18 protein-coding genes and 1 tRNA gene are annotated in these 24,537 nt (G+C 69.3%); 12 read left to right on the top strand and 7 right to left on the bottom strand.

The window, feature by feature from the left end:
- Positions 1-120: 120 nt before the first annotated feature.
- The 4 genes from ABNX41_RS08870 to ABNX41_RS08855 form a co-directional block, all read right to left on the bottom strand.
- Positions 121-210, bottom strand: a tRNA-Ser gene (locus ABNX41_RS08870).
- A 399-nt stretch (positions 211-609) separates the two neighbouring features.
- Positions 610-1,332, bottom strand: coding sequence for an alanyl-tRNA editing protein (locus tag ABNX41_RS08865; RefSeq protein WP_438669357.1), 723 nt, complete (start codon positions 1,330-1,332; stop codon positions 610-612).
- A complete protein-coding gene (locus ABNX41_RS08860) occupies positions 1,329-3,836 on the bottom strand; it encodes a DUF3772 domain-containing protein (RefSeq protein WP_438669356.1) in 2,508 nt (835 codons plus the stop codon). The genes ABNX41_RS08865 and ABNX41_RS08860 overlap by 4 nt, the downstream gene beginning before the upstream one ends.
- Positions 3,823-4,857 (bottom strand): cysteine synthase A, encoded by a 1,035-nt coding sequence (locus ABNX41_RS08855; RefSeq protein WP_438669355.1) that lies wholly within the window; start codon positions 4,855-4,857, stop codon positions 3,823-3,825. Before ABNX41_RS08855 ends, ABNX41_RS08860 begins: the two co-directional genes overlap by 14 nt.
- A 319-nt stretch (positions 4,858-5,176) precedes the next feature.
- Between ABNX41_RS08855 and ABNX41_RS08850 the strand changes: the two genes are divergently transcribed.
- Positions 5,177-6,226 (top strand): Hint domain-containing protein, encoded by a 1,050-nt coding sequence (locus tag ABNX41_RS08850; protein WP_438669354.1) that lies wholly within the window; start codon positions 5,177-5,179, stop codon positions 6,224-6,226.
- A 247-nt stretch (positions 6,227-6,473) separates the two neighbouring features.
- Here the strand turns inward: ABNX41_RS08850 and ABNX41_RS08845 are convergent, their stop codons facing one another.
- Complete coding sequence (locus ABNX41_RS08845; RefSeq protein WP_438669353.1) at positions 6,474-7,871, bottom strand: aspartate aminotransferase family protein; 1,398 nt, start codon at positions 7,869-7,871, stop codon at positions 6,474-6,476.
- Positions 7,872-8,186: 315 nt separating this feature from the next.
- Between ABNX41_RS08845 and ABNX41_RS08840 the strand changes: the two genes are divergently transcribed.
- The 3 genes from ABNX41_RS08840 to ABNX41_RS08830 all read left to right on the top strand — a co-directional run bounded on the left by ABNX41_RS08840 (position 8,187) and on the right by ABNX41_RS08830 (position 10,837).
- The gene (locus ABNX41_RS08840; RefSeq protein WP_438669352.1) at positions 8,187-9,119 is read left to right on the top strand and encodes a 2-hydroxyacid dehydrogenase; all 933 of its coding nucleotides are present in this window, start codon (positions 8,187-8,189) and stop codon (positions 9,117-9,119) included.
- A gap of 47 nt (positions 9,120-9,166) precedes the next feature.
- The gene (locus ABNX41_RS08835) at positions 9,167-10,156 is read left to right on the top strand and encodes a DMT family transporter (protein ID WP_438669351.1); all 990 of its coding nucleotides are present in this window, start codon (positions 9,167-9,169) and stop codon (positions 10,154-10,156) included.
- A 183-nt stretch (positions 10,157-10,339) separates the two neighbouring features.
- Positions 10,340-10,837: a hypothetical protein gene (locus ABNX41_RS08830; protein WP_438669350.1), complete on the top strand. Its 498-nt coding sequence runs from the start codon at positions 10,340-10,342 to the stop codon at positions 10,835-10,837.
- Between the two features lie 46 nt (positions 10,838-10,883).
- On the opposite strand, the gene ABNX41_RS08825 is transcribed toward ABNX41_RS08830, so the two are convergent.
- Positions 10,884-11,762: a MurR/RpiR family transcriptional regulator gene (locus ABNX41_RS08825; protein ID WP_438669349.1), complete on the bottom strand. Its 879-nt coding sequence runs from the start codon at positions 11,760-11,762 to the stop codon at positions 10,884-10,886.
- Positions 11,763-12,166: 404 nt separating this feature from the next.
- Between ABNX41_RS08825 and ABNX41_RS08820 the strand changes: the two genes are divergently transcribed.
- The 7 genes from ABNX41_RS08820 (at position 12,167) to ABNX41_RS08790 (ending at position 21,850) form a co-directional block, all read left to right on the top strand.
- The gene (locus ABNX41_RS08820) at positions 12,167-12,700 is read left to right on the top strand and encodes a TRAP transporter small permease subunit (RefSeq protein WP_438669348.1); all 534 of its coding nucleotides are present in this window, start codon (positions 12,167-12,169) and stop codon (positions 12,698-12,700) included.
- A complete protein-coding gene (locus tag ABNX41_RS08815; protein ID WP_438669347.1) occupies positions 12,697-14,022 on the top strand; it encodes a TRAP transporter large permease in 1,326 nt (441 codons plus the stop codon). Before ABNX41_RS08820 ends, ABNX41_RS08815 begins: the two co-directional genes overlap by 4 nt.
- 59 nt (positions 14,023-14,081) lie before the next feature.
- Positions 14,082-15,125 carry a TRAP transporter substrate-binding protein gene (locus tag ABNX41_RS08810; protein WP_438669346.1) on the top strand — a complete coding sequence of 348 codons (1,044 nt, stop codon included), beginning with the start codon at positions 14,082-14,084 and terminating at the stop codon, positions 15,123-15,125.
- 580 nt (positions 15,126-15,705) lie between these two features.
- On the top strand, positions 15,706-17,073 hold the full coding sequence (locus tag ABNX41_RS08805; protein WP_438669345.1) for a glutamine synthetase family protein: 1,368 nt from the start codon (positions 15,706-15,708) through the stop codon (positions 17,071-17,073).
- A 249-nt stretch (positions 17,074-17,322) separates the two neighbouring features.
- Positions 17,323-18,705 (top strand): aldehyde dehydrogenase family protein, encoded by a 1,383-nt coding sequence (locus ABNX41_RS08800; protein WP_438669344.1) that lies wholly within the window; start codon positions 17,323-17,325, stop codon positions 18,703-18,705.
- Position 18,706: 1 nt separating this feature from the next.
- Entirely contained in the window at positions 18,707-19,867 is a 1,161-nt protein-coding gene (locus tag ABNX41_RS08795; protein ID WP_438669343.1) for an iron-containing alcohol dehydrogenase, read from the top strand.
- A 1,092-nt stretch (positions 19,868-20,959) separates the two neighbouring features.
- Complete coding sequence (locus tag ABNX41_RS08790) at positions 20,960-21,850, top strand: endonuclease/exonuclease/phosphatase family protein (protein ID WP_438669342.1); 891 nt, start codon at positions 20,960-20,962, stop codon at positions 21,848-21,850.
- 786 nt (positions 21,851-22,636) lie between these two features.
- On the opposite strand, the gene ABNX41_RS08785 is transcribed toward ABNX41_RS08790, so the two are convergent.
- Positions 22,637-23,623 (bottom strand): 2-hydroxyacid dehydrogenase, encoded by a 987-nt coding sequence (locus ABNX41_RS08785; protein WP_438669341.1) that lies wholly within the window; start codon positions 23,621-23,623, stop codon positions 22,637-22,639.
- Positions 23,624-23,876: 253 nt separating this feature from the next.
- Between ABNX41_RS08785 and ABNX41_RS08780 the strand changes: the two genes are divergently transcribed.
- Entirely contained in the window at positions 23,877-24,428 is a 552-nt protein-coding gene (locus tag ABNX41_RS08780; protein WP_438669367.1) for an SH3 domain-containing protein, read from the top strand.
- Positions 24,429-24,537: the final 109 nt, after the last annotated feature.

Raw genomic sequence — 24,537 nt, 5'->3', positions numbered from 1 at the left:
CAAGCAGTCAGTGGCGCAACATGTGCAGACTATTGTGCAGCAAAATAAGCCGCCCTGACGGAACGAGAAGGAAAAAATCCTTTTAAATCAATGACTTAAGTATCAATATGACATGAAATATGGCGGACAGTGAGGGATTCGAACCCTCGAGACGGTTCCCCGCCTACACACTTTCCAGGCGTGCGCCTTCGACCACTCGGCCAACTGTCCATCGGGGGCCCTTATACCTATCGCAAGGGCGGGGGCAAGCGGTCTTTGGCGATGGCTTTTCCGATGCGGGGCGGCGGCATCAGGCGCAGGACGGGGCGTCTGATCGCCCTGTCGCGGCGCGGGGTGGCCTGCGTGGTCGTGGCGCTTGCGTGACGGGCTTGTCCCATGGGCCATCCTGCGATCCTGCGATCCTGCCAAAGGATCTCACCGGCAAACACACATCGCTAGCGCCCTGTCGGCTGGCGGGGCGGCGCAGGGCTCGGGGCGGTCACCCGGGGCCGGGCGGGAGCTTGGGTCGAAGCCGGTCAGGGCCCGGGCTGTCGGAGCGGCGCGGATCCGCATCACCGGCGCCCGGATAGCGGCCGATCGCGTCCGTCCGGGCGACCGCCCAAGCGCCGGTCACTCGGCCAGGGCCAGCGAGACGCGGCGGTTCACCCGGCCCTTTTTCTCGACCTTCTCCAGCACGACCCGGCCGATCTCGGCGGTGCGGGCGACATGGGTGCCGCCGCAGGGCTGCAGATCGACCTGGCGCGCCTCGGTCCCGATGCGGACCAGCCTCACCCGGCCCTGCCCCACCGGCGGACGCACCGAGAGCGTCTTGACCAGCCCGGGGCTCGCGGCGAGTTCCGCGTCGGTGATCCAGCTTTCGCTGACCTTCAGGTCGAGGCCGATCAGCTCGTTCAGCCGCTCTTCCAGCAGGGCCAGGTTCTCCGGCGGCTCGGGCATGTCGAAATCGAGCCGCCCGCGCCCGGCCCCGATCTGGCCGCCGGTGACCGGCAGCGGGATCACCACCGACAGCAGATGCAGCGCGGTATGGACGCGCATATGGCGGTGGCGGCGGTCCCAGTCGAGCACCTGGCGCAGCTCCGCCCCCACCGGCGGCAGGGCCAGCGGCTCGGCCGGGACCAGCGCCACGCCGCCGTCCGGGCGCTTCACCGCGGTCGCGACCGGAAGCCGCCCCCCTTCCCAGATCAGCCAGCCGCTGTCACCGGGCTGGCCGCCGCCGGTCGGGTAGAACACCGTCCGGTCGAGGACCACGCCGCCCTCGTCGGTCAGGGCGGCGACGCGGGCGGGGGCCTCTTGCAGATATGGGTCGGTGCGGAACAGCGGTTCGGTGGTCATGTCGGCGCTCCGTCGGCGGGTTTCGAGGGGGAGGAGGCGGCGCCCGTCGGCCGCGCTTCGGCAAGGCCCCCCGAAAGCCCCCCCGAAAGCCCCGGCGCGGCGAAGGCCCGGCCCAGGTCATCGGGATTGCCCAGGGTGATCTCGGCCGAGGTCGAGGGCATTTCGATCCCCTCCTCGGCGAAACGCTGCACGATCAGGTGGTTGATGTCGTTGCGGACCCCGCCCGAGAAATTCACGTCGCGCAGGATCAGCCGCATCTCGAAATTCAGCGCGCCGCTGCCGAAGCTTTGCAGCAGGATGGCCGGGGGCGGGTTCAGCACCACCATCGGCTGGGCCTCGGCGATCTCGCGCAGGATGGCCTCGACCCGGCGGCTATCCTGGCCGAGCGCGACCGCGACCGGCACGATCAGCCGCCCGGCCAGGCTGAACCGGGTCCAGTTCGTCACGCGCTGGCTGATCAGGTCGGAATTCGGCACCAGCACAACGTTGCGGTCGAAGGTCTGGATCCGGGTCGAGCGCACCGAGATCACCTTGACGATGCCCTGGGTGGTGCCGACCTCGATCCAGTCGCCCTCGGAGACCGGGCGCTCGATCATCAGGATGATGCCAGAGACGAAGTTCTGCACGATGTTCTGAAGCCCGAAGCCGATCCCCACCGACAGCGCCGAGGCAAAGATGGCAAGGCCCGAAAGGTCGATCCCGGTCGCGTTGAACGCCAGCAGCGCCGACAGGAAGATACCGACATAGCCCATGCCCGAGACCAGCGCGTTCTGGCCGCCGCGCTCCATTCGGGTGCGCGGCAGGATGGTGCTGCGCAACGTGCCCTGAAGCAGCCGCGTCACCATGTAGCCCGCGACGAAGATCACCGCGAAGACGATGAAATCCGTGGGCGAGATCCGGGTCTCGCCCATCTGGAACCCCTCGCGGAAGCGGGTCCACAGCTCGGTCAGGTCCGACAGCCGCGCGCCCCAGATCAGGGCGAAGAGCGGCAGCGACAGCAGGGTCAGCACCAGGCCGATCAGGACCGGAACCAGCCCCTCGCCGCTTTCTGCATCGCTCAGCCGCGCGACCATGGCCCACAGGTCCGACAGCAGCTCCTGCAGGACCAGAAGCAGCATCAGAAGGCCCAGGGACAGCATGGCCGGGAACACCAGCGCCTTGGCGGCGGCGACATAGCCGAAGGCCGCCAGCAGCGGGCCGACGATGCCCAGCACGACGCAGCCCTGCCCCAGAAGCCCGGTGAGCTTGAGCGCGTAGGAGGCCGCCTGCCCCGCCCCCCCCGATTGCGACGCCAGCTTCAGCAGCCGCCCCGTGCGCCAAAGCAAAAGCCCTCCCGCGCACAGGATCGGAAAGCTTGCGACCGAGGTCACCGCATTGGCATAGGCCTGCGACCCCATGGAGATGGCGCGCAAGGCCTCCCACACCACCACAAGGCCCATCATCGCGGCCAGGAAACGGCCCTCGGCCCGGCGCTCCACCGGCAGGGGCAGGATCGGCGCATCCTCCTCGACGCGGGGAAAGGCCCGGCCGCCCAGCCAGATCGACAGGAACAGCGTCAGCCCCAGGAAGGGCAGCGCCCGCGCGATGGCGCCAATGATGTCGCCCGGGATCCCGGTCAGGATCAGCGCGGTCGAAAGCGCCACGGCGCCAAGCGTGGGCACCACCACCTGCCCGATCGAGGCGAGGAAGGAGAACACCCGCTGCCGCGCCTCGGAGCCACGCGCATGCAGCCGGTCGGCCAGGATCTCGATCCAGCGGCGGCCCAGGATCGTGCTCGACCCGGCCAGGGCCAGCAGCAGAAGAATCAGCGGCAGGTTGCCCAGGAAGGTCTGGCGGGTGCGGTCGTCCGCCCAGGCCCCCGAGGCCTCGTCCCAGATCCGTATCGCGGTATCCCCGACCGCCACCGCCGCATCGTCCCAGTTCGCCGGGTTGAGGGGCGAGGGCCAGAGTTGCAGCAGCCGGTCGGCCTGGCGTTCGCGCAGGATGCGGTCGATCTCGCGGATCAAGCCGTCGGCGCGGCGATAGGCCTCGTCGGCGGCAAGTCCGGGGGCTTGCAGCCTGCCCAGCAGATCGGCGAGTTCCAGACGCTTCGTCGCGATCTCGGCGGCCTCGGTCTGGCCTTCTTCCGGGGCGGGACCAAGCGCCGCGATCTGTTCGCGCACGGTGGCGATGCGGGCGGAATTGGCGCTCAACGCGCTGGAAAGCTCGGTCCGCCACAGCGCGATTTCGGCCCGCAGCGCATCCAGTTGGGCGCTGGTGATGCGGTTGTCGGCCAGCGCGGCCTCGGCCCGGGCGGCGGTGTCCTCCCAGACCTGGTAATCCACCGGAGCGGGGCTCTCGGCCGCGGTCTCGGCCCCCGATTGCGCCAGCGCGGCGCCAGAGCCCCCGGGCAGCATCGGCCCCGGCATGAGGCCCAATAGGCCCAGCCAGAAGGCCAGGCCCAGGATCCGCAGCCCCGCCCCCAGGCGCAGCCGAAGCGCGGCCGCGCGCCTAGACGTCTTCATAGACCGAAGGCAGCGCCCGCGCGCCGCGCGCCAGCCATTCCGGGACCGGCAGGCCCTTTTCGCGCAGGAAGACCGGGTTGAACATCTTCGACTGATAGCGGTTGCCGTAGTCGCACAGCATGGTGACGATGGTATGGCCCGGCCCCAGTTCGCGCGCCATGCGGATCGCGCCCGCGATGTTGATCGCGGAAGAACCGCCGACGCACAGCCCTTCGTCGGTCAGCAGGTCGAACGCCAGCGGCAGCGCCTCGGCATCCGGGATGCGCCAGGCGAAATCGGGGCGGAAGCCTTCGAGATTGGCGGTGATCCGGCCCTGGCCGATGCCTTCGGTGATCGAGCTTCCGGGCGCCTCGAAGGTTCCTTCGGTGTAATAGCTGTAAAGCGCCGCGCCCTCGGGATCGGCAAGGCCGATCTTCACGCCCCGGGGTTGCAGCGCCTCGGCCACGCCCGCCAGCGTGCCGCCCGAACCGACGGCGGCCACGAAGGCATCGACCTTGCCGCCGGTCTGCTCCCAGATCTCGGGGCCGGTGGTCTCGACATGGGCCTGGCGGTTGGCGGTGTTGTCGAACTGGTTGGCCCAGATCGCGCCGTTGGGCTCGGTCCGCGCCAGCGCCTCGGCCAGGCGACCGGAATAGCGGACGTAGTTGTTGGGGTTGCGATAGGGCGCGGCGGCGACCTGCACCAGTTCGGCCCCCGCGAGCCGGATCATGTCCTTCTTTTCCTGGCTCTGGGTCTCGGGGATGACGATCACGGTGCGGAAGCCCAGCGAGTTTCCGACCAGCGCCAGCCCGATCCCGGTGTTCCCGGCCGTGCCCTCGACGATGGTGCCGCCGGGGGCGAGCAGGCCGCGCGCCACGGCGTCGCGGATGATGAACAGGGCCGCGCGGTCCTTGACCGACTGGCCGGGGTTCATGAATTCGCATTTGCCCAGGATGGTGCAGCCGGTCGCCTCGCTGGCCTTCTTCAGCTTCAGAAGCGGCGTATTGCCGATGGTGTCGGCCAGATCGCTGTGAATTCGCATGATGTTCGTCCGGTTGCCGTTTGGATCAGGTGTAGGCAAGCCGGGGGGCAAACTCAAGCGGCGGCAGCGCGGCGGGCGCCGCCAGGAAAACCCGGCGCGCGAAAGGGCGGGTTCGCAGCCGCACCGTTCCGCGCCGCCCCCGGGGAAGGGGGAATATTCTACGCCCCGGCCACGGATCGCGGCTTGCCGGGGCGAAACCTGGCCGGTTTACCGCAATTTCGCCACAATTTGGCGGGATTGTCGTCAAAACGTGGACAGTGCCCGGCCCCGATGCCGAAACCCGCCGTCCGCCGAACCTGATCCCCGAGGCAAGCCTGCGATGCCCTATTACCTTTTCATCTACAGCCCTTCGGATTTCACCACCGCGCTGCCGTCGGAAACCATCTGGGGCGGCATGTCCGGCAGTCTGCCGGTGACCCTGACGCTGCGTCCCGACGCCACGCCGACCCGTGTCGCGGTGACCGACGACGATGCCAATTTCGACGAGATCGACCTCAGCCAGCAGGTGCTGACCGAGGCCATCGTGCTGGACGGCACCGCCTATGCCGCCGGAACCACGGTGCATTCGGCCTACGACCTCTACAACCCGGGCGATTCCCTGCGGGTCATCACGCTGCATTTCGGCGGCAACGGCTTTCTGACCTTCGGGGCGGTTCACGGCCTTGTCGCCACCCAGCCGCTGGAGGCGGGCCAGTCCTATACCTTCACCCAGACGACGACCTCGAATTCGACGCCGATCCCCTATGACCAGATCGCCTGTTTCGCCGCGGGCACCCGCATCGCCACCGTGAAGGGCGAGGTCGCGGTCGAGGATCTGCGCGCAGGCATTCAGATCGCCACACGCGACCACGGGTTCCAGAGCCTGCGCGCCGTGCTTTCGACCACCGTGCCCGCGCGCGGCGCCTTCGCGCCGGTGGTGCTGGCGGCGGGAAGCTGCGGCAACCTGCGCGACCTCGTGGTCTCTCCCCAGCACCGGATGCTGATCGGCAATGCACGGGCGGACCTGCTGTTCTCGGAACCCGAGGTGCTGGTGGCGGCGACGCATCTTGCGGCGGCCGGGCTGGGGCGGCGGCGCGAGGGCGGCGAGGTGACCTATTTCCACCTGGTCTTCGACCGCCACGAGATCATCTTCGCCGAGGGCGCGCCGACCGAAAGCTTCCTGCTGCGCGACATCGCCGCCCTGCCCGCCGGGGCCCGGGCCGAATTCGACGCCCTGTTCCCGGCGCAGGCCGCGCGGAGAGGCAAAAACGCCACGACGCAGGACGGGACTTTCACGCAGGACCAGCCCCGGACCTACGCACCGCAGGCCGCGCAAACCGCCCGGCTGTGCCTGCGCGCGCATGAGGCCGCGCTGCTGCTGGCCGCCTGAGCCCCTGCCCCTCGCGCCGCGCCCCTGGCGCGCATCCCGGAGGGTTTCCTACCGGCAGCGTTGAAGCCGGGAGGGTGCCATGCCTTCAGAGCGGGACGAGCCCGCCCCGCGGGGAAAACCAGACGGGATCCCGGAGGAGACCTCAGCGGAGACCTCAGAGAAAACCTCGGGAGGAGATAGGCCGCAGGCAGGGTCCCGCCCCGCCCGCATCCTGCCGCGCCGCGCCCCTGGCCGGGCGGGGCCGGATTCAGGCTTTCGCCACCAGAAGCCCGTCGGCCTTCAGCCCGGCATGGCTTTCGTCCAGGCTGCGGGTCGCGCGCTCGATCAGGATGTCGATCTCTTCGGGCGTGATCACCAGCGGCGGCGAGATGATCATGCGGTCACCGACATGGCGCATGATCAGGTCGTTGGCGAAGCACCGCTCGCGCGTGCGCAGGCCGACCGTGCCCTCGTCCGAGGCGAATTTCGCACGCCGCGCCTTGTCGGGCGTCAGCGCGATCGACCCCATGAGGCCGACGAGCTTGGCCTCGCCCACCAGCGGGTGGTCGGCCAGCCGGGCCCAGCGTTCGGCCAGATAGGGATGGGCGGTGTCGCGCACATGTTCGACCACGCCCTCGTCTTGCATGATGCGCAGGTTCTCCAGCGCCACGGCGGCGGCGACCGGATGGCCGGAATAGGTATAGCCATGGGCGAATTCGCCGCCCGAGCCCACGACCTCGGCCACATCGTCCGACAGGATCGAGCCGCCGATCGGCTGGTAGCCCGAGGACAGCCCCTTGGCGATGGTGATGATGTCGGGTTGCAGATCGAAGGTCTGGGCCGCGAACCAGTTGCCGGTGCGGCCGAAGCCGGTGATGACTTCGTCCAGGATCAGCAGGATGCCGTATTTGCGGCAGATCCGCTGGATTTCCGGCCAGTAGGTCTTGGGCGGCACGATGACGCCGCCCGCGCCCTGGACCGCCTCGCCGATGAAGGCCGCGACCTTGTCGGCGCCGATTTCGAGGATCTTCGCCTCAAGCTCCTGCGCGCGCATCAGGCCGAAGGCGTCCTCGTCCATCTCGCCGCCCTCGCCCCACCAATAGGGCTGGCCGATATGTTCGATGCCGTCGATCTTGCCGCCATGGGCATGGATGCCCTTCATGCCGCCCAGGCTGCCCCCGCCCAGGGTCGAGCCGTGATAGCCGTTCCAGCGCGCGATGATGGTGCGCCGCTCGGGCTGGCCCTTGACCTGCCAGTAGCGCCGCACCAGGCGGATGTTTGTGTCGTTAGCCTCGGAGCCGGAGCCTGCGAAGAACACATGGTTCAGATCGCCGGGGGCGAGTTCGGCCAGTTTCGCGGCCAGTGCGATGGCGGGGACATGGGTGGTCTGGAAGAAGGTGTTGTAATAGGGCAGTTCCTGCATCTGCCGCGCGGCGGTCTCGGCCAGTTCCTTGCGGCCGTAGCCGATGTTGACGCACCACAGCCCGGCCATGGCGTCGAGGATGCGGTGGCCCTCGCTGTCGGTCAGCCAGCAGCCCTCGCCCCGCAGGATCACCCGCGCGCCCTTGCGGTCGAGCCCGGCCTTGTCGGTGAAGGGGTGGAAGTGATGCGCCGCGTCAAGCCGCTGCAACTCGGCGGTGGGGGTGTTGTTGGTGATCGAAGACATGGAAAGCCACCTCGCTTGAGCTTGCGGGAAACGGATCGGGGCCCTGGGCGGTGCCGGATGGCGTCTTTGCGGCCCCTCTGCCGGAGAGAATATGATCAAAACGGATTGGCTTCAAGGAATTTGATCAAATTTTGAGGGAGGCAGGGGGCGCTGCCCCCTCGGCGCCTTTGGCGCCTTCACCCCCGGGATATTTTTGCAAAGAAGAATGGGGGAGAGGCGGGGGGAGTGGGCGAGGTGGACAAGGGGGGTGGTGGCGTGCCATGCCCGGGCTTTGCGGAGAGCCGCACCATCCGCCGACGGAACCCGGGAGAGACCATGCCGCTGATCCTGTTCGCCGCGCCCGAGCTTTGGCCGGATTATGCCGGGGTGCTGCCCGCCGCGCTGGCCGAGGCGGGGGTGCGTGGCGCGCGTCTCGTCACCGCGACCGACCGGCCGGAGGAGGTGGATTACATCCTGCATGCCCCCTCGGCGCCGCTGTCGGATTTCCGTCCCTTCACCCGTGCGAAGGCGGTGCTTTCGCTTTGGGCCGGGGTGGAGCGGGTGGTCGCCAACCCGACCCTGACCCAGCCGCTTCTGCGCATGGTCGATCCCGGGCTGACCGAGGGCATGGTCGAATGGGTGACCGGCCATGTGCTGCGCCATCACCTGGGGATCGACCGCCATATCGTCAATCCCGACCGGATCTGGGATCCGGTCGGCCCGCCGCTTGCCCGCGCGCGGCCGGTGGCGATGCTGGGGCTGGGGGCGCTTGGCCTGGCGGCGGCGCGGGCCCTGCAGGCGCTGAACTTTCCGCTGCGGGGCTGGAGCCGCACCGCGAAGGAGATCCCCGGACTTGCCACCTTCCATGGCGAGGACGGGCTTGCCGAGGCGCTGCGCGAGGCGCAGATCGTCGTCGCCCTGTTGCCGCGCACCGCCGGGACCGAGAACATCCTGAATGCGCGCAGCCTTGGGCTGCTGCCCCGGGGGGCGGTGATCCTGAACCCCGGGCGCGGCGCGCTGATCGACGAGGCGGCGCTGCTCGCCGCGCTCGACCGCGGGCAGGTCGGCCATGCCACGCTCGACACCTTCCGCACCGAGCCCCTGCCCCCCGACCACCCGTTCTGGCACCATCCGCGCGTGACCGTCACCCCCCATGTCGCGGCCGAGACACGGCCCTCCACGGCGGCGCGGGCGCTGGCCGAGAACATCCGGCGCGGCGAGGCGGGGGAGCGGTTCCTGCATGTGGTGGACCGCGCCCGGGGGTATTGAGCGCGCATGGCCGCCTGGACGGGATGCGTCCTTGCCCGGGGCCGCCGGTGGCCCCTGCCGCGCGCCGGAATGCACCGGCGGCGGCGGCACGATGTCGCTTTCGGGACAGAGGCGGCGGGCGGACCCGGCTAGCCTGCCGCGCCATAAGCTACCGAACCGGCGCCCTTCTTTGCATCCTTGCCGCGATCCTGTGGTCGCTGACCGGGCTGGCTGTGCGCCAGATCGAGGGCGTGGGGACATGGGCGGTGCTGTTCTGGCGCTCGCTCGGCGCGGTGCCGGTGCTGGGGCTGTGGATCGCGATCCGATCCGGCGGCCGACCCTGGCGCCAGATCCGAGCGACGGGGATCGCGGGGGTCGCGGGCGGGCTATGCCTCGTGGCGGCGTTCGGGGGCGCGATCTTCGCCTTCCAGGCCACCTTGATCGCCAATGCCGTCTTCCTGTTCTCGGCCACGCCGCTGATCGCCGCCGTGCTGGGGCGGGTTCTTCTGGCCGAGCCGGTGCGGCCCGCGACCGGGCTTGCCATCGCGCTGGCGGCCCTGGGCGTTTTCATGATGGTGCGCGACGGGCTGGAGGCCGGCGCCATGGCCGGGAATATCGCCGCGCTGATCTCGGCGGCGGGCTTTGCGGGGTTCAGCGTCGCGCTCAGGGCGGGAGGGCTGCGCGAGGCGATGCCGGTCTCGTTCCTTGGCGCGGTCTTCGCGGCGACGGCGGGGGCGGCGCTGATGGCCGCGACCGGCCAGAGCGCATTGGCGCCCCTGCCCGGGATCGCCATCGCCGTCGCCATGGGCGCGGTGCTGCTGGCGGGCGGGATGATCCTTTACACGCTGGGAAGCCGGGTGCTTTCCGCCGCCGAGGCGACGCTGGTCGGCCAGGTGGAGGTGATCCTCGCACCGCTCTGGGTCTGGCTGTTCCTGGGCGAGACGGCGAGCGCCTCGACCCTGACCGGCGGGGCGGTGATCGTGACGGCGATCCTGATGAACGCCCTGGCCGGGATGCGGCGGCTGCGCCACGGGCCGGGCGTCGCGCCCCTGGGCTGAGGTCGGGCGGGGCCGCATCGCCGGGGCATCCCGTCGCGCGGGGGTGCCCTGTCACGGCTTGCGCGCGGACCGTCCCCTGCGTATCCCGTCCGGGGGCCTCCGCGACCTCCGTATTGCGGTTGATCGGCCCCATGGATGCGACGCCACCGGCCCCCTGCGGCCCCGGAAGAAAGCGAGAGACGGATGCGTTTGGTTTTCCTTGCCGGACTGATGCTGGCGGCCGCGCCGCTGCGGGCCGAACCTGCGGTCGAGACCTTCATCTCCTGCCCGGTCGGGGGCGGTCGGCATCTGGAGGTCCTGATCCGGCACGGCGATTTCGCGGGCGAGGGCAGTTTCAGCTACAGCTTCGGCCCCCCCGGCCGCCCCGACCTGAGCCTTTCGGTGCCGATGTCGGCGGGCTCGGTCACGCCATGGTCGGGCGTGGGCCGGGCGATCTGGTCCTCGGTCCGCTTCTTCAACGCGGATTACGAATACGAGGCCTGGAACAGCTTCGACCGGCTGGAACAGGAGGCCGGGCTTCAGGCCGGGGTGAGCGTGCTGCGAAACGGCACGCTGCTGGCCCATTTCGAATGCCAGGGCGGCGAGATCGCGCCGGTCTTCACGCTGGAGGATGCGATGGCGGCGGCGGGCTATTGCTGGAACACCGAAGATTTCGGCTGGCGGCGGAGCGACTGCGGCTAGGTCCGCGCCCCAGCCCCCCCCCGGCCCGAACCCCCGGCCCGCGCCCTCAGCCCTTGCCGCCCACCTTCGGCGCGCGGAAGGTGCGGGTGCGCGCGAAGCAATCCTCCAGCCGGTTGAGCCGGGCCTGCACCTGGTCGGGCACCCGGCCCTGGACCTGCGCCAGCAGCGCCTCGACCACGACGAGGATCGCCGCCGTCGAATCCCAGGCGGCGGGCATCTCGATATGGCAGGGCAGCGAATGGCGGGCGAAGGCGGCGGCGGGGGACAGCCAGCGGTCGGTGATCAGCACCACCTCGGCCCCCTGTTCGGCGGCGAGCTCGGCGAAATGCACCGCATTCGATTCGTAGCGGCGGATGTCGAAGATCACCGCCACATCACCCGCCCGCAGGTCCAGCAGCGCCTGCTGCCAGTCGGTCAGATGGTCGGCCAGATAGGTCACCTCGGGCCGGATCACCCGCAGCAGCGTCGCCATGTAATCGGCATGGGCATGGGTCAGCCGCCCCCCCATCACCGCCACCTTGCGCGCGGGATCGGCCAGAAGCGCCGCCGCGCCGTCGAAATCCAGCGCCGGGATCCGCCCCAGCGTGGCCTCGACATTGGCCACGACCTGCACGGCATAGGATTGCAGCGGATGGGCCTGCGGCTCGCGCCCGCCCTCGGGCAGCGACAAGGGCGCGACCAGAAGCCGCTCCACCTCGGCGCGCAGCGCGGTCTGGTAGTCGGAATAGCCCCGGAAGCCCAGTTTCTGCACCAGCCGCACGATGGTCGGGGACGAGACCTCGGCCGCCCGCGCCAGCGTGGTGATCGAGCCGAGCGCCGACATCGGGAAATGCGACAGGATATGGGTCGCGGCCTGGCGCTCGGCCCGGGTCAGGTCGCCAAGCGCGGCGCGCATCCGTTCCTCGATCCTCAGGACCCTGTCCATCGCCCAAGCCCTTTCCGCCGCCGTTCCCCGGCCTGCCCGCGTTGCGCCGCGCCCGCGGGCGGCCGGGCCAGAATTGCCCGCCCGCGCCGCCCGCGCCAGAGCCGATTTGCCACCCGCGGGCCGCGCATCCAAGCGATGCGGCCGACAGGCAAGACTCGCAGGCAAGACTCGGCGTCGGAACGATTGTAACAAAGAAATCCGATCTGGAATATTCTTGACAGATCCCGGCCGGGGCGAAAGGATCGGGGAAAAACCGCGCAACCGACCACAGGGAGCCCGAGTCGCAGCATGGCCTTTGCCGCCCCCGCGCCGCAACGGGTTTTCACCCGTCCTGCCAAGCCCGATGCCACAACCGGCGCGACCCTGCCCCGCCCGGGCCGGGCCGCGCAAAGGGGTTGAGGAAGGTGCCTCAGGCCGCCCTCCTTTTCGTGCGCGCCGTCGAGGCGGTGAACCACCGCATCGGCCGGATGGCGATGTATCTGATCCTTGTGCTGGCGGGGATCCTGATGTGGTCGGTGATCGCCAAAGGATTCTTCCGCCCCTCGCTCTGCACCCAGGAATATGCCCAGTTCACCATGGTCGGCTATTTCATGCTGGGCGGCGCCTGGTCCTTGATGCTGGGGGCGAATGTGCGCATGGACCTGCTTTACGCCCGCTGGTCCATCCGCACCCGCGCCGCCGTCGATTGCGTCACGGTCTTTGCGATGATCACCTTCTTCGTCTTCATGCTCTGGGGCGGGATCGACAGCACGCTCTACGCGCTTGAGGTGTCCGAGCGGTCGCGCTCGGCCTGCAGGCCCTATATGGCGCCGGTCAAGATCGTGATCTGCACGGGCGCCTTCCTGATGCTCTTGCAAAGCATCGCCTTCCTTATCCGCGACATCGCCACCCTGCGCGGCGTCGAGATCGCCCCCCCGCGCGGAGCCGACCCCCAATGAGCTACGAGGCCATCGCCATCACCATGTTCCTTGGCATGATGGCCATGCTTTTGACCGGGCAAAGGGTCTTCGCGGGCATCGGCTTTGTCGCGGTGATCGCGGCCTTCCTGCTCTGGGGCGACCGGGGCGGGCATGATTTCGCCTTCACCAGCGCCATCAAGCTGATGAACTGGTATCCGATGCTGACGCTGCCGATGTTCGTCTGGATGGGCTATGTCATGTCGGAATCGCGGCTGGCCGACGATCTCTACAAGATGTTCCACGTCTGGTTCGGCCCGATCCCGGGCGGGCTGGCGATCGGCACCATCCTTCTGATGGTGCTGGTCTCGGCGATGAACGGGCTTTCGGTGGCAGGCCTCGCCATCGGCGCCACCATCGCCCTGCCCGAGCTTTTGAAACGCGGCTACGACAAGCGCATGGTGACCGGCATCATCCAGGGCGGGTCGAGCCTGGGGATCCTGGTGCCGCCCTCGATCGTGCTTGTGCTTTATGCGATGATCGCGCGCCAGCCGGTCGGGCAATTGTGGCTGGCGGGGATCTTCCCGGGCCTGTTGATGGCGGGGTTCTTCCTGCTTTACGTCGTGATCCGCTGCCGGTTGAACCCCGCGCTCGGCCCCGCGCTGCCGCGCGAGGAACTGGCGGGCATCCCCCGGGCCGAGAAGCTGCGGCTCCTGCGCTCGGGCGTGCTGCCGGTGGTGATCTTCGCCTCGATGATGGGGCCTTTCGTGATGGGCTATGTCAGCCTGGTCGAAAGCTCGGTCATCGGCGCGGCCATCGCGACGCTGGTCGCGGCGCTTAAGGGGCGGCTGACCCGCGCGGTCTGGGAGAAATGCCTGGTCAGCACACTGGGCGTCTCGTGCATGTTCATGTGGATCCTGCTGGCGGCGCTGGCCTTCGGGGCGGTCTTCGACGGGCTGGGCGCGGTCAAGGCCATCGAGTCCTTCTTCCTCGACGAACTCGGCCTTTCGCGGTGGGAGATCATTATCCTGATGCAGGTCTCGTTCCTGGTGCTGGGGATGTTCCTCGACGACACCGCCATGCTGGTGATCGTGGCGCCGCTTTACATCCCCCTGGTGCGGGCGCTGGAATTCGACCTGATCTGGTATGGCGTGCTTTACACAATCACCTGCCAGATCGCCTATATCACGCCCCCCTTCGGCTATAACCTGTTCCTGATGCGTGCCATGGCGCCCGATCAGGTGGGGCTGACCGACATCTACCGCTCGATCGTGCCGATCGTGGCGATCATGCTGCTGACCCTGGTGATCATCATGATCTTTCCGCAGATCGCGCTCTGGCTGCCCGGGCAGGTCTACAACTGAACCAAGAAGACGGGGGCCCGCCCCCGCCGAACCGAACCGCAACCAACGGAGGTAACACCATGACGACGTCCAGACGGAAATTCCTTTCGACCGGCGCGCTGGCCGCCGGGGCCGCCGCGCTTGCAGCCCCCGCCGTGCGCGCGCAATCCGCACCGATCAGATGGCGGCTTCAGACCTATGCCGGGGCGGCGCTTGGCGAACATGTGGTCAAGCCGGCCATCGACGCCTTCAACACCATCGCCGACGGCCAGATGGAGATCGAGCTTTACTACGCCGACCAGCTCGTCCCCACCTCGGAACTGTTCCGCGCCATGCAGTCGGGCACCATCGACGCCGTGCAGTCGGACGACGATTCCATGGCCTCGCCCACCGAGGTCACCGTCTTCGGCGGCTATTTCCCCTTCGCCTCGCGCTATTCGCTGGATGTGCCGGTCCTGTTCAACCAATACGGGCTGAAGCAGATCTGGGAAGAGGAATATGCCAAGGTCGGCATCCAGCACATCTCGGCCGGGGCCTGGGACCCGTGCCATTTCGCCACCAAGGATCCGATCCGCAGCCTGGCCGACCTGAACGGCAAGCGGCTGTTCACCTTCCCCACCGCCGGGCGGTTCCTGGCGCAATTCGGCGTGGTGCCGGTGCAGCTTCCGTTCGAGGATGTGCAGGTCGCGCTTCAGACCGGCGAGATCGACGGCGTGGGCTGGTCGGGCATCACCGAGGATTACACCGTCGGCTGGGCCGATGTGACGAAATACTTCCTGACCAACAACATCTCGGGCGCCTGGATCGGGCATTTCTTCGCCAATGCCGAACGCTGGGCCGAGGTGCCGGACCATCTGAAGCTGCTGATGCAGACCGTGTTCGAACAATCGCATTACTACCGCCAGTGGTGGTATTGGGGCGGCGAGGCCGACCTGCGGGTGAACGGGCCGAAGCTGGAACTGACCTCGATCCCGGACGAGGAATGGGCCACGGTGGAAGAGGCCGCGCGCGTCTTCTGGGACGAGGTCGCCGCCGAATCCGAGACCAAGGCCAGGGTGGTCGAGATCTTCAAGGCCTATAACGAGGTGATGTCGAAAGCGGGCCGCCCCTATCGCTACGGCTGAGGGGCGAAGCGGCCGGGCGCGGGATCCCCGCCGCCCGGCCCGGGGCCAAGCCGCCGGGTGCCCCCCCCCCGGCAGGCGCCCCCCCGACCGCCGCGCCTGCCCTTCCCCTTGAGGGGCCGGAGCCTTCGAAGACTTCGGGGCGATCTCTGTCCGGGGCCCGGAATCAGGATCCCGGACAATCAGGATCCCGGAGGGGCCGAGCCCATGAAGCGCGTGTGCGCGCGCGCCCCGAGGCGACGGAACCCGGGGCAAACGGAAGAGAACCGGGTCCGGCGAAACCTGCGACCAGTGGAAAGCGGAGTGTTGGCAAGCATGACGGCAAGGCCGGAACGGCGGCAGGAGATCGCGGGGCGGCGGCCCGGAAGGGGCCGCATGCCCCTGCCTTCGCATGCCCCCGCCTCGCATGCCCCCGCCTCGCATGCTCTGGCCGCGCATGCTCTGGCCGCGCACCTCCCCCGCCCCGCCCGGCCGGACTGCTGGCCGCGCAAGCCCGAATTCGGTGGAGGGCGGGGCCGCACGCCCGTGCACGCGCCCCGCTTCGCCCCCACCCCCTTCGCCAGATGAACGAAATGAGGCCAAGATGCCCGCGAACCTGACCCTCGACACCCTGAAAGCCGCCTTCGACGCCGGAGAGATCGACACCGTCCTGGTCGTCGCCCCCGACATGCAGGGCCGCCTGATGGGCAAGCGTTTCCATGCCGCCTTCTTCCTGAACGGCGGGCATGAGGAAACGCATTGCTGCAACTATCTCCTTGCCCTCGACATGGAGATGAACACCGTCCCGGGCTATCGCAGCTCAAGCTGGGAACAGGGCTATGGCGATTACGTCATGAAGCCCGACCTTTCCACCCTGCGCCGCCTGCCCTGGCTGCCGGGCACCGCCATGGTGCTTTGCGACCTGCTTGACCATCACACGCATGAGGAAATCGCGATCAGCCCGCGCGCCATCCTCAAGCGCCAGGTCGCCCGCGCCCGCGCGCTCGGGCTTGAGCCGATGATGGCGACCGAGCTGGAATTCTTCCTGTTCGAGAACAGCTATGAAAGCTTCCGCGACAAGGGTTTCGCCGGGTTGGCCCCGGTCTCGGGCTATAACGAGGATTACCACATCTTCCAGACCACCAAGGAAGAGGATGTGATGCGCGCCGTCCGCAACGGGCTTTACGGTGCCGGGATCCCCGTCGAGAACTCGAAAGGCGAGGCCGAGGCGGGCCAGGAAGAGGTGAACTACCGCTATTCCGACGCGCTCGACACCGCCGACAACCACACGATCGTCAAACAGGCGGTGAAGGAGATCGCCTGGTCCAAGGGCAAGTCGGTCACCTTCATGGCCAAATACGACCACCGCCGCGCCGGATCCTCCAGCCATGTGCACCAGTCGCTGTGGACGCTGGACGGAAAGCCCGCCTTCCACGACGCGGGCGACCCGCATGGCATGTCGGATCTGATGAAGCATTTCGTCGCCGGACAGCTTGCGGCGGCCAGGGAGATGACCGTCTTCCTCGCCCCCTATGTCAACAGCTACAAGCGTTTCACCGTGGGCATGTTCGCGCCGACCAAGATCGTCTGGTCCTCGGACAACCGCACGGCGGGCTTTCGGATCTGCGGGGAACATACCAAGGGCGTCCGGGTGGAATGCCGCATCCCGGGCGCCGATGTGAACCCCTATCTGGCCTGCGCCGCGCTGCTGGCGGCGGGGCTCGACGGGATCGAGCGCAAGCTGGAGCTGGAGCCCGAGATGAAGGGCGACATGTATGGCGCCGAGGGCGTGCCCGAGATCCCGCGCAACCTGCGCGACGCGGCGCGGCTGCTCCATGGCTCGTCGATGCTGCGCCGGGCCTTCGGCGACGATGTGGTGGATCACTACCACCATGCCGCGGAATGGGAGATCGCCGAGACCGACCGCGTGGTCACCGATTTCGAACTCCAGCGCCTGCTTGAGCGCGCCTGATCCCGAAGGCGTGGACAAAGACGGGCCGATATGGAGGGCGATGAGATGGGGCGCATGGCGCGCGCGATGAGACGGGATGCGAGGACGGGGGACGCAATGCCCACAGCGGCCTCGCCCCCCGACCCGGCCCCGCCCCGCCGCATGGCCCCCCTATGGCGCCTTACGACATCGGGCCGCGCGGGCCGAACCCCGCCCGGCCCCATCCCGACCGGCGGGGCCCCTGCCCCGCCGCATCCCTCAAGGTGAAGAATGAAACCGATCCAGCTTGTTTCCCCGGTCGACGGCACGGTCCATGCCGAGCGTCTTCCGCTTGCCCCCGAGGCGGCCCGCGCCGCCGTCGCCCGCGCCCGCGCGGCGCAGGGTCCATGGGCCGCGCGCCCGCTTGACGAACGCCTCGCGCTGGTGCGCGCGGGCGTGGCGGCGCTGATCGCGAAAAAGGACCAGATCGCCCCCGAGCTCGCCCATCAGATGGGGCGCCCGATCCGCTTCGGCGCGGGCGAATTCGGCGGCGTGCAGGCGCGCGCCGATTACATGGCCGAGATCGCCGCCGAGACGCTGGCCCCCAAGGTGATCGAGGACGGCCCCGCCTTCCGCCGCCTGATCGCGCGCGAGGCGCTTGGCACCGTCTTCGTCGTCGCGCCCTGGAACTATCCGTTCCTGACCGCGATCAATACCATCGTCCCCGCCCTGATCGCCGGGAACACGCTGGTCCTGAAACATGCCAGCCAGACCCTTCTGGCGGGCGAGCGCCTGGCCGAGGCCTTCCACGCCGCGGGCATCCCCGGGGATGTGTTCCAGAACCTCGTCCTCGATCACGCCACCACCGAGGAGCTGATCGCCGCGCGCAGTTTCGATTTCGTGAATTTCACCGGCTCGGTCGCGGGCGGGCGGGCGATCGAACGCGCGGCGGCGGGCACCTTCACGCCCCTGGGGCTGGAGCTTGGCGGCAAGGACCCGGGCTATGTCCGCGCCGATGCCGATCTGGACGCCGCCGTCGACACGCTGATGGACGGGGCGATGTTCAACTCGGGCCAGTGCTGCTGCGGGATCGAGCGGATCTATGTCCATGAATCGCTCTACGACGCCTTCGTCGAAAAGGCGGTGGCCTGGGTCAAGGCGCTGCGGCTTGGCAGCCCGCTCGACCCCGAGACCACGCTGGGCCCGATGGCCAATGTCCGTTTCGCCCGCCTGGTGCGCGAGCAGATCGCCGAGGCCGTGGCCCGGGGCGCCAGACCGCTCATCGACCCCGCGCTGTTCCCCGCCGACGACGGCGGCGCCTATCTCGCGCCGCAGGTGCTGGTCGATGTCGACCACACGATGGCGGTGATGCGCGAGGAAAGCTTCGGCCCGGTGGTGGGGATCATGAAGGTCTCGGGCGACGATCAGGCGGTCGAACTGATGAACGACAGCCCCTATGGGCTCACCGCCTCGATCTGGACCCGGGATTACGACACCGCGCAACAGATCGGCGCCCGGATCCAGACCGGCACGGTCTTCATGAACCGCGCCGACTACCTCGACCCCGCCCTGTGCTGGACCGGCTGCAAGGACACCGGGCGCGGGGGCTCGCTTTCCTACCTGGGTTACCTTTCGGTCACCCGTCCCAAATCCTATCATTTGAAGAAGGTGTGAGATGTCTCACGGCGTTCCCGACCGCAACTGGTCCTATCCCACCGCGATCAAGTTCGGCGTCGGCCGGATCGCGGAACTGGCGGTTCACGCGAAAGAGGCCGGGCTGAAGGCCCCGCTTCTGGTCACCGACAAGGCCCTGGCCGCGCTGCCGGTCACGGGCCGGGCGCTCGACGTGCTGGAGGCCGCGGGCCTGGGCCGGGCGGTGTTCTCCGAGGTCGATCCCAACCCGAACGAGGCCAATATGGCCGCGGGCATCGCCGCCTATCGCGCGGGCGGCCACGACGGGGTGATCTGCTTCGGCGGCGGATCGGCGCTGGATCTGGGCAAGATGATCGCGCTGATGGCCGGTCAGCGCGCCGATCTGTCGGTCTGGGACCTTGAGGATGTGGGCGACTGGTGGACCCGCGCCGATGCGGGCGCCATCGCGCCGATCCTGGCGGTGCCGACCACCGCGGGGACCGGATCCGAGGTCGGGCGCGCGGGCGTCCTGACCAATTCCGCCACCCACAAGAAGAAGATCATCTTCCATCCGAAGCTGATGCCCGTGGTCACCATCTGCGACCCCGCGCTGACCGTGGGCATGCCGCGTTTCATCACCGCGGGCACCGGGATGGATGCGCTGGCGCATTGCCTTGAGGCCTATTCCTCGCCGATCTACCACCCGATGAGCCAGGGCATCGCGCTGGAGGGGATGCGGCTGGTCTTCGAGAACCTCCCCCTCGTCCATCACGCGCCCGAGAACCTGCCCGCGCGCGGCCATATGATGAGCGCGGCCGCCATGGGCGCCGTGGCCTTCCAGAAGGGGTTGGGCGCGATCCATTCGCTGTCGCATCCGGTGGGCGCGGTCTACGGCACCCATCACGGCACCACCAATGCGGTGGTGATGCCGATGGTGCTGGATTTCAACCGCGCCGCCATCGAGGACCGCATCGCCGCCGCCGCCGCCTATCTGGGCATTGCGGGCGGGTTCGACGGCTTCAGGGCGCGGGTGATGGAACTGCGCGCCGAACTCGCCATCCCGCCGAACCTGACCGCGCTCGGCGTCGAGGCGGCCCGGCTGGACGAGCTGACCGAGATGGCGCTGGAGGACCCCTCCTGCGGCGGCAACCCCGTCGAGATGACGCGCGAGAACACCCGCGCGCTGTTCGAGGCCTGCATGTGACGGGCCGCCTGTGACGGGCCGCCTGTGACGGGCCGCCTGTGACGGGCCGCCTGTGACGGGCCGCCTGTGACGGGCCGCCTGTGACGGGCCGCCTGTGACGGGCCGCCTGTGACGGGCCGCCGCCGCCCATTTGCATGGGGCGGCGGCGGGGCCTTGCCCTGCGACAGCGCGCCCGCGCCATACCAAGCCCGGACGGCGCTTCCGGGCTCCGAGGTTCAGGGTTCAGGGTTCGAACTCAAGGCTTCGATCTGAGGGCTTCGCGCGCCCCGTTTGACGCCGAACACGATGATAACGGTCTCGACAAGCGCGGATCCGGTGACGGCGCGGATGGATCCCCTGAAAGCCCCATCCCCGGGAAGCCCTGGGAAGCCCCCGTGAAATCCGCAACTCGCCGCGATGTCGGCACGGATGCGGCAAACCGACCACACCACCGTCTCTTCGGCCGGGCTACGGCGCCCGCGGCTCCCCATCCTGGCAGTTCCCCGTCCCAGCGGTTTCCTGTCCCAGCAGTTTCCCGTGCCGGACACCGCCTCTCATCCCTGCCCCCGGCCCCGACGGCTCAGCCCCGGCCCCGCCCCAACCCCAGCCCCGACCGCTCCGAGCCCCCTCGACCACACCCGGAACACCATGCAATCCCGGCCCGTCTCGGGCCCTTCGTCAGCCCGTATCCCGCATCCGCCCGAGGGCCGTGCGCCGGGAAGCCCGAGGTCAGACTCCCCCCATCCGGGCCATCGCCATGCCGCAGCCCCCGCCCATAACGGGCCAGAGTCACGGTATCAGACGCTCCCCCGCCCCCCTTCCGGCCGTCGGGTGGGCGGGCGGGAGAGGGTCGGACGGGGGCATCGCGACGGCTTCCCCAAAGCCGCGCCCGCTTCGAAGGCGGCGGACAGCGGCCCGCCCGCCCCGTCCGGGCTTGGCGCGGCGCGCCCGCGGGGCTAGCATGGCCCAAAGCCTGACCTAGACAGGGACTGACCCGAAACGGAGCCTGACCCGACCCGGATCCCCGGCCAAGGTCCCCCACCGCTGCCCCTGCCGCTTCGGCTTCCACAGCCCCGGCCGCCCGAACGACACGCAACCCTATCCGAGCCAGACTTGACCGCCCCGATCCTGCCCCATCCCGATCCTGCCCGCCCCGACCGGACCGGACCCGGCCCCGCCAGCCGGGCCGCCGTCGCGCCTATCCCCGACGGCACGGCCTCGCCCCTGCGCATCGCCACCTACAACATCCGCAAGGCCATGGGCACCGACCGCAGGCGCGATCCCGCCCGGATCCTTCAGGTCATCGCCGGGCTCGGCGCCGATGTCGTCCTGCTGCAAGAGGCCGATTTCCGCCTGCCCCCGCGCCCGCCCGCCATCGACCCCTCCGAGATCGAGCGCCGCACCGGCCTCGTCCCGGTCGCCTTCGGCCATGGCCGCGCAAGCCTGGGCTGGCACGGCAATGCCCTGCTGATCCGGCCCGGGATGCGGCTGATCCGCGCGGGCCATCACGACCTGCCGGGGCTGGAGCCGCGCGGCTTCGTCGAGGCCGAGCTTGAGCGCGCGGGCCAGCGCCTGCGCGTCATGGGGGTGCATCTGGGGCTCCTGCGGTCCTCGCGCCGCAACCAGTTGACCGCGCTGAACGGCCTTCTCGGCCCGCAGGACCGGCTTTCGGTGCCCACGCTGATCGCGGGCGATTTCAACGAACGCTCGCTCGAGGTCGGGCTGGGACGGCTGGCGCGTCGGTTCCGCATCCTTGACGGCGGCGCCACCTATCACAGCCGCTTCCCGCTGTTCGCGCTGGACCGCATCGCCATGACCGAGGAGTTCCACCCCGAACGCATCGAGGCCTTCCGCAGCCCCGAGGCCCGCCTGGCCTCGGACCACCTGCCGCTGGTGGCCGAGCTGCGGCTGCGCGCGGCCCTGGCGCAGGCGGCGACCGGAACTCCGGGCGAAGGCGGGACGGCGGGCCCCGAAAGCGATGGGGCTGAACGGGACCCGCGCTGAATCGGCGCCAACCAAGGGTGGAGGCCCGAAGGCGGCGATCAGAAGGCCCAGCCCCAAAGGAGCGAGACCGGAAGAACAAAGCCGGGAAAAAGCAGGGTCTGGAAAAGCAGGGCCGCGAAAGGCCGCAAGCGCCCCCGGCCGCCGAGGGTGTGACCCTCGCCAAGGCAGCCCCCCGCAAGCCCCCCGCACGCGTGCCACCGCCGCCAGGACCTGTCACCCGCCGCTTCCGGCCGCGCGTCCGCCCTCCGCCGCCCCTGACAGGCTGCTGGAAACCTCATGCAGCGACCTCAGCTTGCGCGGATGATCAGTGAACTGGCCCGATCCCGGGCCTAAATATGCGGTTTCCGGAGTGATGATTGACGATGCGGGGAAAATTTCCGTCCCGAACTTGCCCCGGAATACTTTTCGGCAGCCTTGCCAGGGTGACCCCCAAACGGCTCGGATCTCCCGGGCTGCCGCCGCTGCGCTGACCTTCCGCCCCGCCGGTCGGCGCTGTCACCCCGCTCTCGCGCCTCCTCGTTCGTGCCGTGGCAACCCTGAGCTGACCCCCGGATCGGCCCGAACCTCCACCCCAGCCCGCCCGGGAGGACCGCCGCGCAATGCTGCGGGCCATTCGCCCCCCTTGCGATTGCCGCACCCATCTCCATGGCCTTACCCCGAAAGCGGGCGGCTCAATGCCCCCGTGCTTCAAGTCCGCGCGATCCGATCCGCCCGGGGCCGGGCCAGCGGACCGCCGCCGCTCGCCCGCCCCTGTCGCCAGGTCGAGCGTCCGCCTCCGGGGAGGCCTCAGAGCCTCCCGGGCACCACCTGGTCGGGCGGGCGGTGGCCGTCGGCGAAGGTCTTGATATTGATGATCACCTTCTCGCCCATCTCCAGCCGTCCCTCCAGCGTCGCCGATCCCATATGCGGCAGCAGGACCACATTGGGCACCTCGCGCAGGCGCGGGTTGATCTCGGAACCATGTTCGAACACGTCGAGCCCCGCCCCCGCGATCTCGCCCGCCCGCAAGGCGCGCGTCAGCGCGTTTTCGTCGATCACCTCGCCGCGCGAGGTGTTCACGATCACCGCCGAGGGCTTCATCAGCTTCAGCCTGCGCGCATTGACCAGATGGAAGGTCGAGGGCGTATGCGGGCAGTTCACCGACAGGATGTCCATGCGCGAGATCATCTGGTCCAGGCTTTCCCACCAAGTCGCCTCGAATTCGGCCTCTTCCTCGGGGCGCAGGCGGCGGCGGTTGTTGTAATGGACCTGAAGCCCGAAGGCGCGCGCGCGCCGCGCCACCGCCTGGCCGATCCGCCCCATGCCCAGGATGCCAAGCCGCTTGCCCGACAGCCGCGCGCCCAGGAAGGCGGTCGGGGACCAGCCCTGCCAGCCCCCCGCCTGCATCACCGCCAGCCCCTCGGGGATGCGGCGGGTCACCGCCATGATCAGCGCCATGACCATGTCGGCGGTATCCTCGGTCACCACGCCGGGCGTGTTCGACACCAGGATCCCCCGGCTGCGGCAGGTGGCCACGTCGATATGATCGACCCCCGCTCCGTAATTGGCGATCAGCCTCAGCCGCGCGCCCGCCTGGGCGATCAGGCCCGCGTCGATCTGGTCGGTGATCGTCGGCACCAGCACATCGGCCCGCGCCATGGCGGCGGCCAGTTCCTCGCGGCTCATCCTGGTGTCCGGGTCGCGCAATTCAACGTCGAACAGCTCTTTCATCCGGGTCTCGACGGCTTCGGGCAGGCGTCGCGTCACGACAACACTCAGGCGCGGTGATGGCATTCTCTACTCTCCCGGCACTTCCATTGAAGGCTCTCCTCGGGCAGAGTGGGACGAAGCGGGGCGGATCGCAAGCCCCCGGAACGAAACGTCAGGCAGTGAAACGGGCAAGGCGCGGGTGCGAACATGCGCCCCCCTTCGCGAAATCGGGCAGAGACGGATGCGGATCGGATTTCTGGCGGGGCTGAGTGCCCTTCATCTGGGCTTCTTCGGGATGGTCGCGGGCGGGGCCTCCGTTGTCGCCGGATCGGCGCTTATGGCGCAGGAGGCGGCCGGTGCCGAACCCGCGGCAGCCCCCCCCGAACCTGCGCCCGAACCTGCCCCCCAGGCCGCGGCCCAGCGGGCCTCGGCGCAAGGCGGCGCGGGCGAATGCCGCCCCGGCCATGGCTGTGTGACGAACCTGCCCCTGCCGCGTTTCGTCTCGCTCAAGGGCGACGAGGGCAATGCGCGGCGCGGCCCGGGGTTGACCCACCGCATCGACTGGGTCTTCACCCGGCCCGGCATGCCCCTGATGATCACCGCCGAATACGAGAACTGGCGCCGGGTCGAGGATCAGGAGGGCGCGGGCGGCTGGGTCCATTACGCGCTGCTTTCGGGCGTGCGCAATGTGGTCGTGGCGCTCGACATGGCCGAGCTGCGCGCCTCGGCCGATCCGGGGGCGCGGGTGATCGCCCAGGCCGAGCTCGGGGTGGTGGCGCGGCTGCTGGAATGCCGCCGCGACTGGTGCCGCGTCTCGGCCGGGGGCGAGCGCGGCTGGGTCGAGAAGACCGCGCTCTGGGGCGTGAGCGCGGACGAGATCCTGGAATAGGCCCCACCACACCCCGATTCCTCGCAGCGCCACAATCGCTCTCCCCCCGCTCCGCATCCCGCGCCTCGCAACCCCGACGCTCCGGCATCCCTGCCTTCCCACCCTATCC

The organism is Pseudogemmobacter sonorensis (assembly GCF_042762395.1).
In the GTDB taxonomy this organism is placed as follows: domain Bacteria; phylum Pseudomonadota; class Alphaproteobacteria; order Rhodobacterales; family Rhodobacteraceae; genus Pseudogemmobacter; species Pseudogemmobacter sonorensis.
The sequence above is the reverse complement of the archived record's forward strand: the minus strand, read 5'-3'. Positions and strand labels throughout refer to the sequence as shown.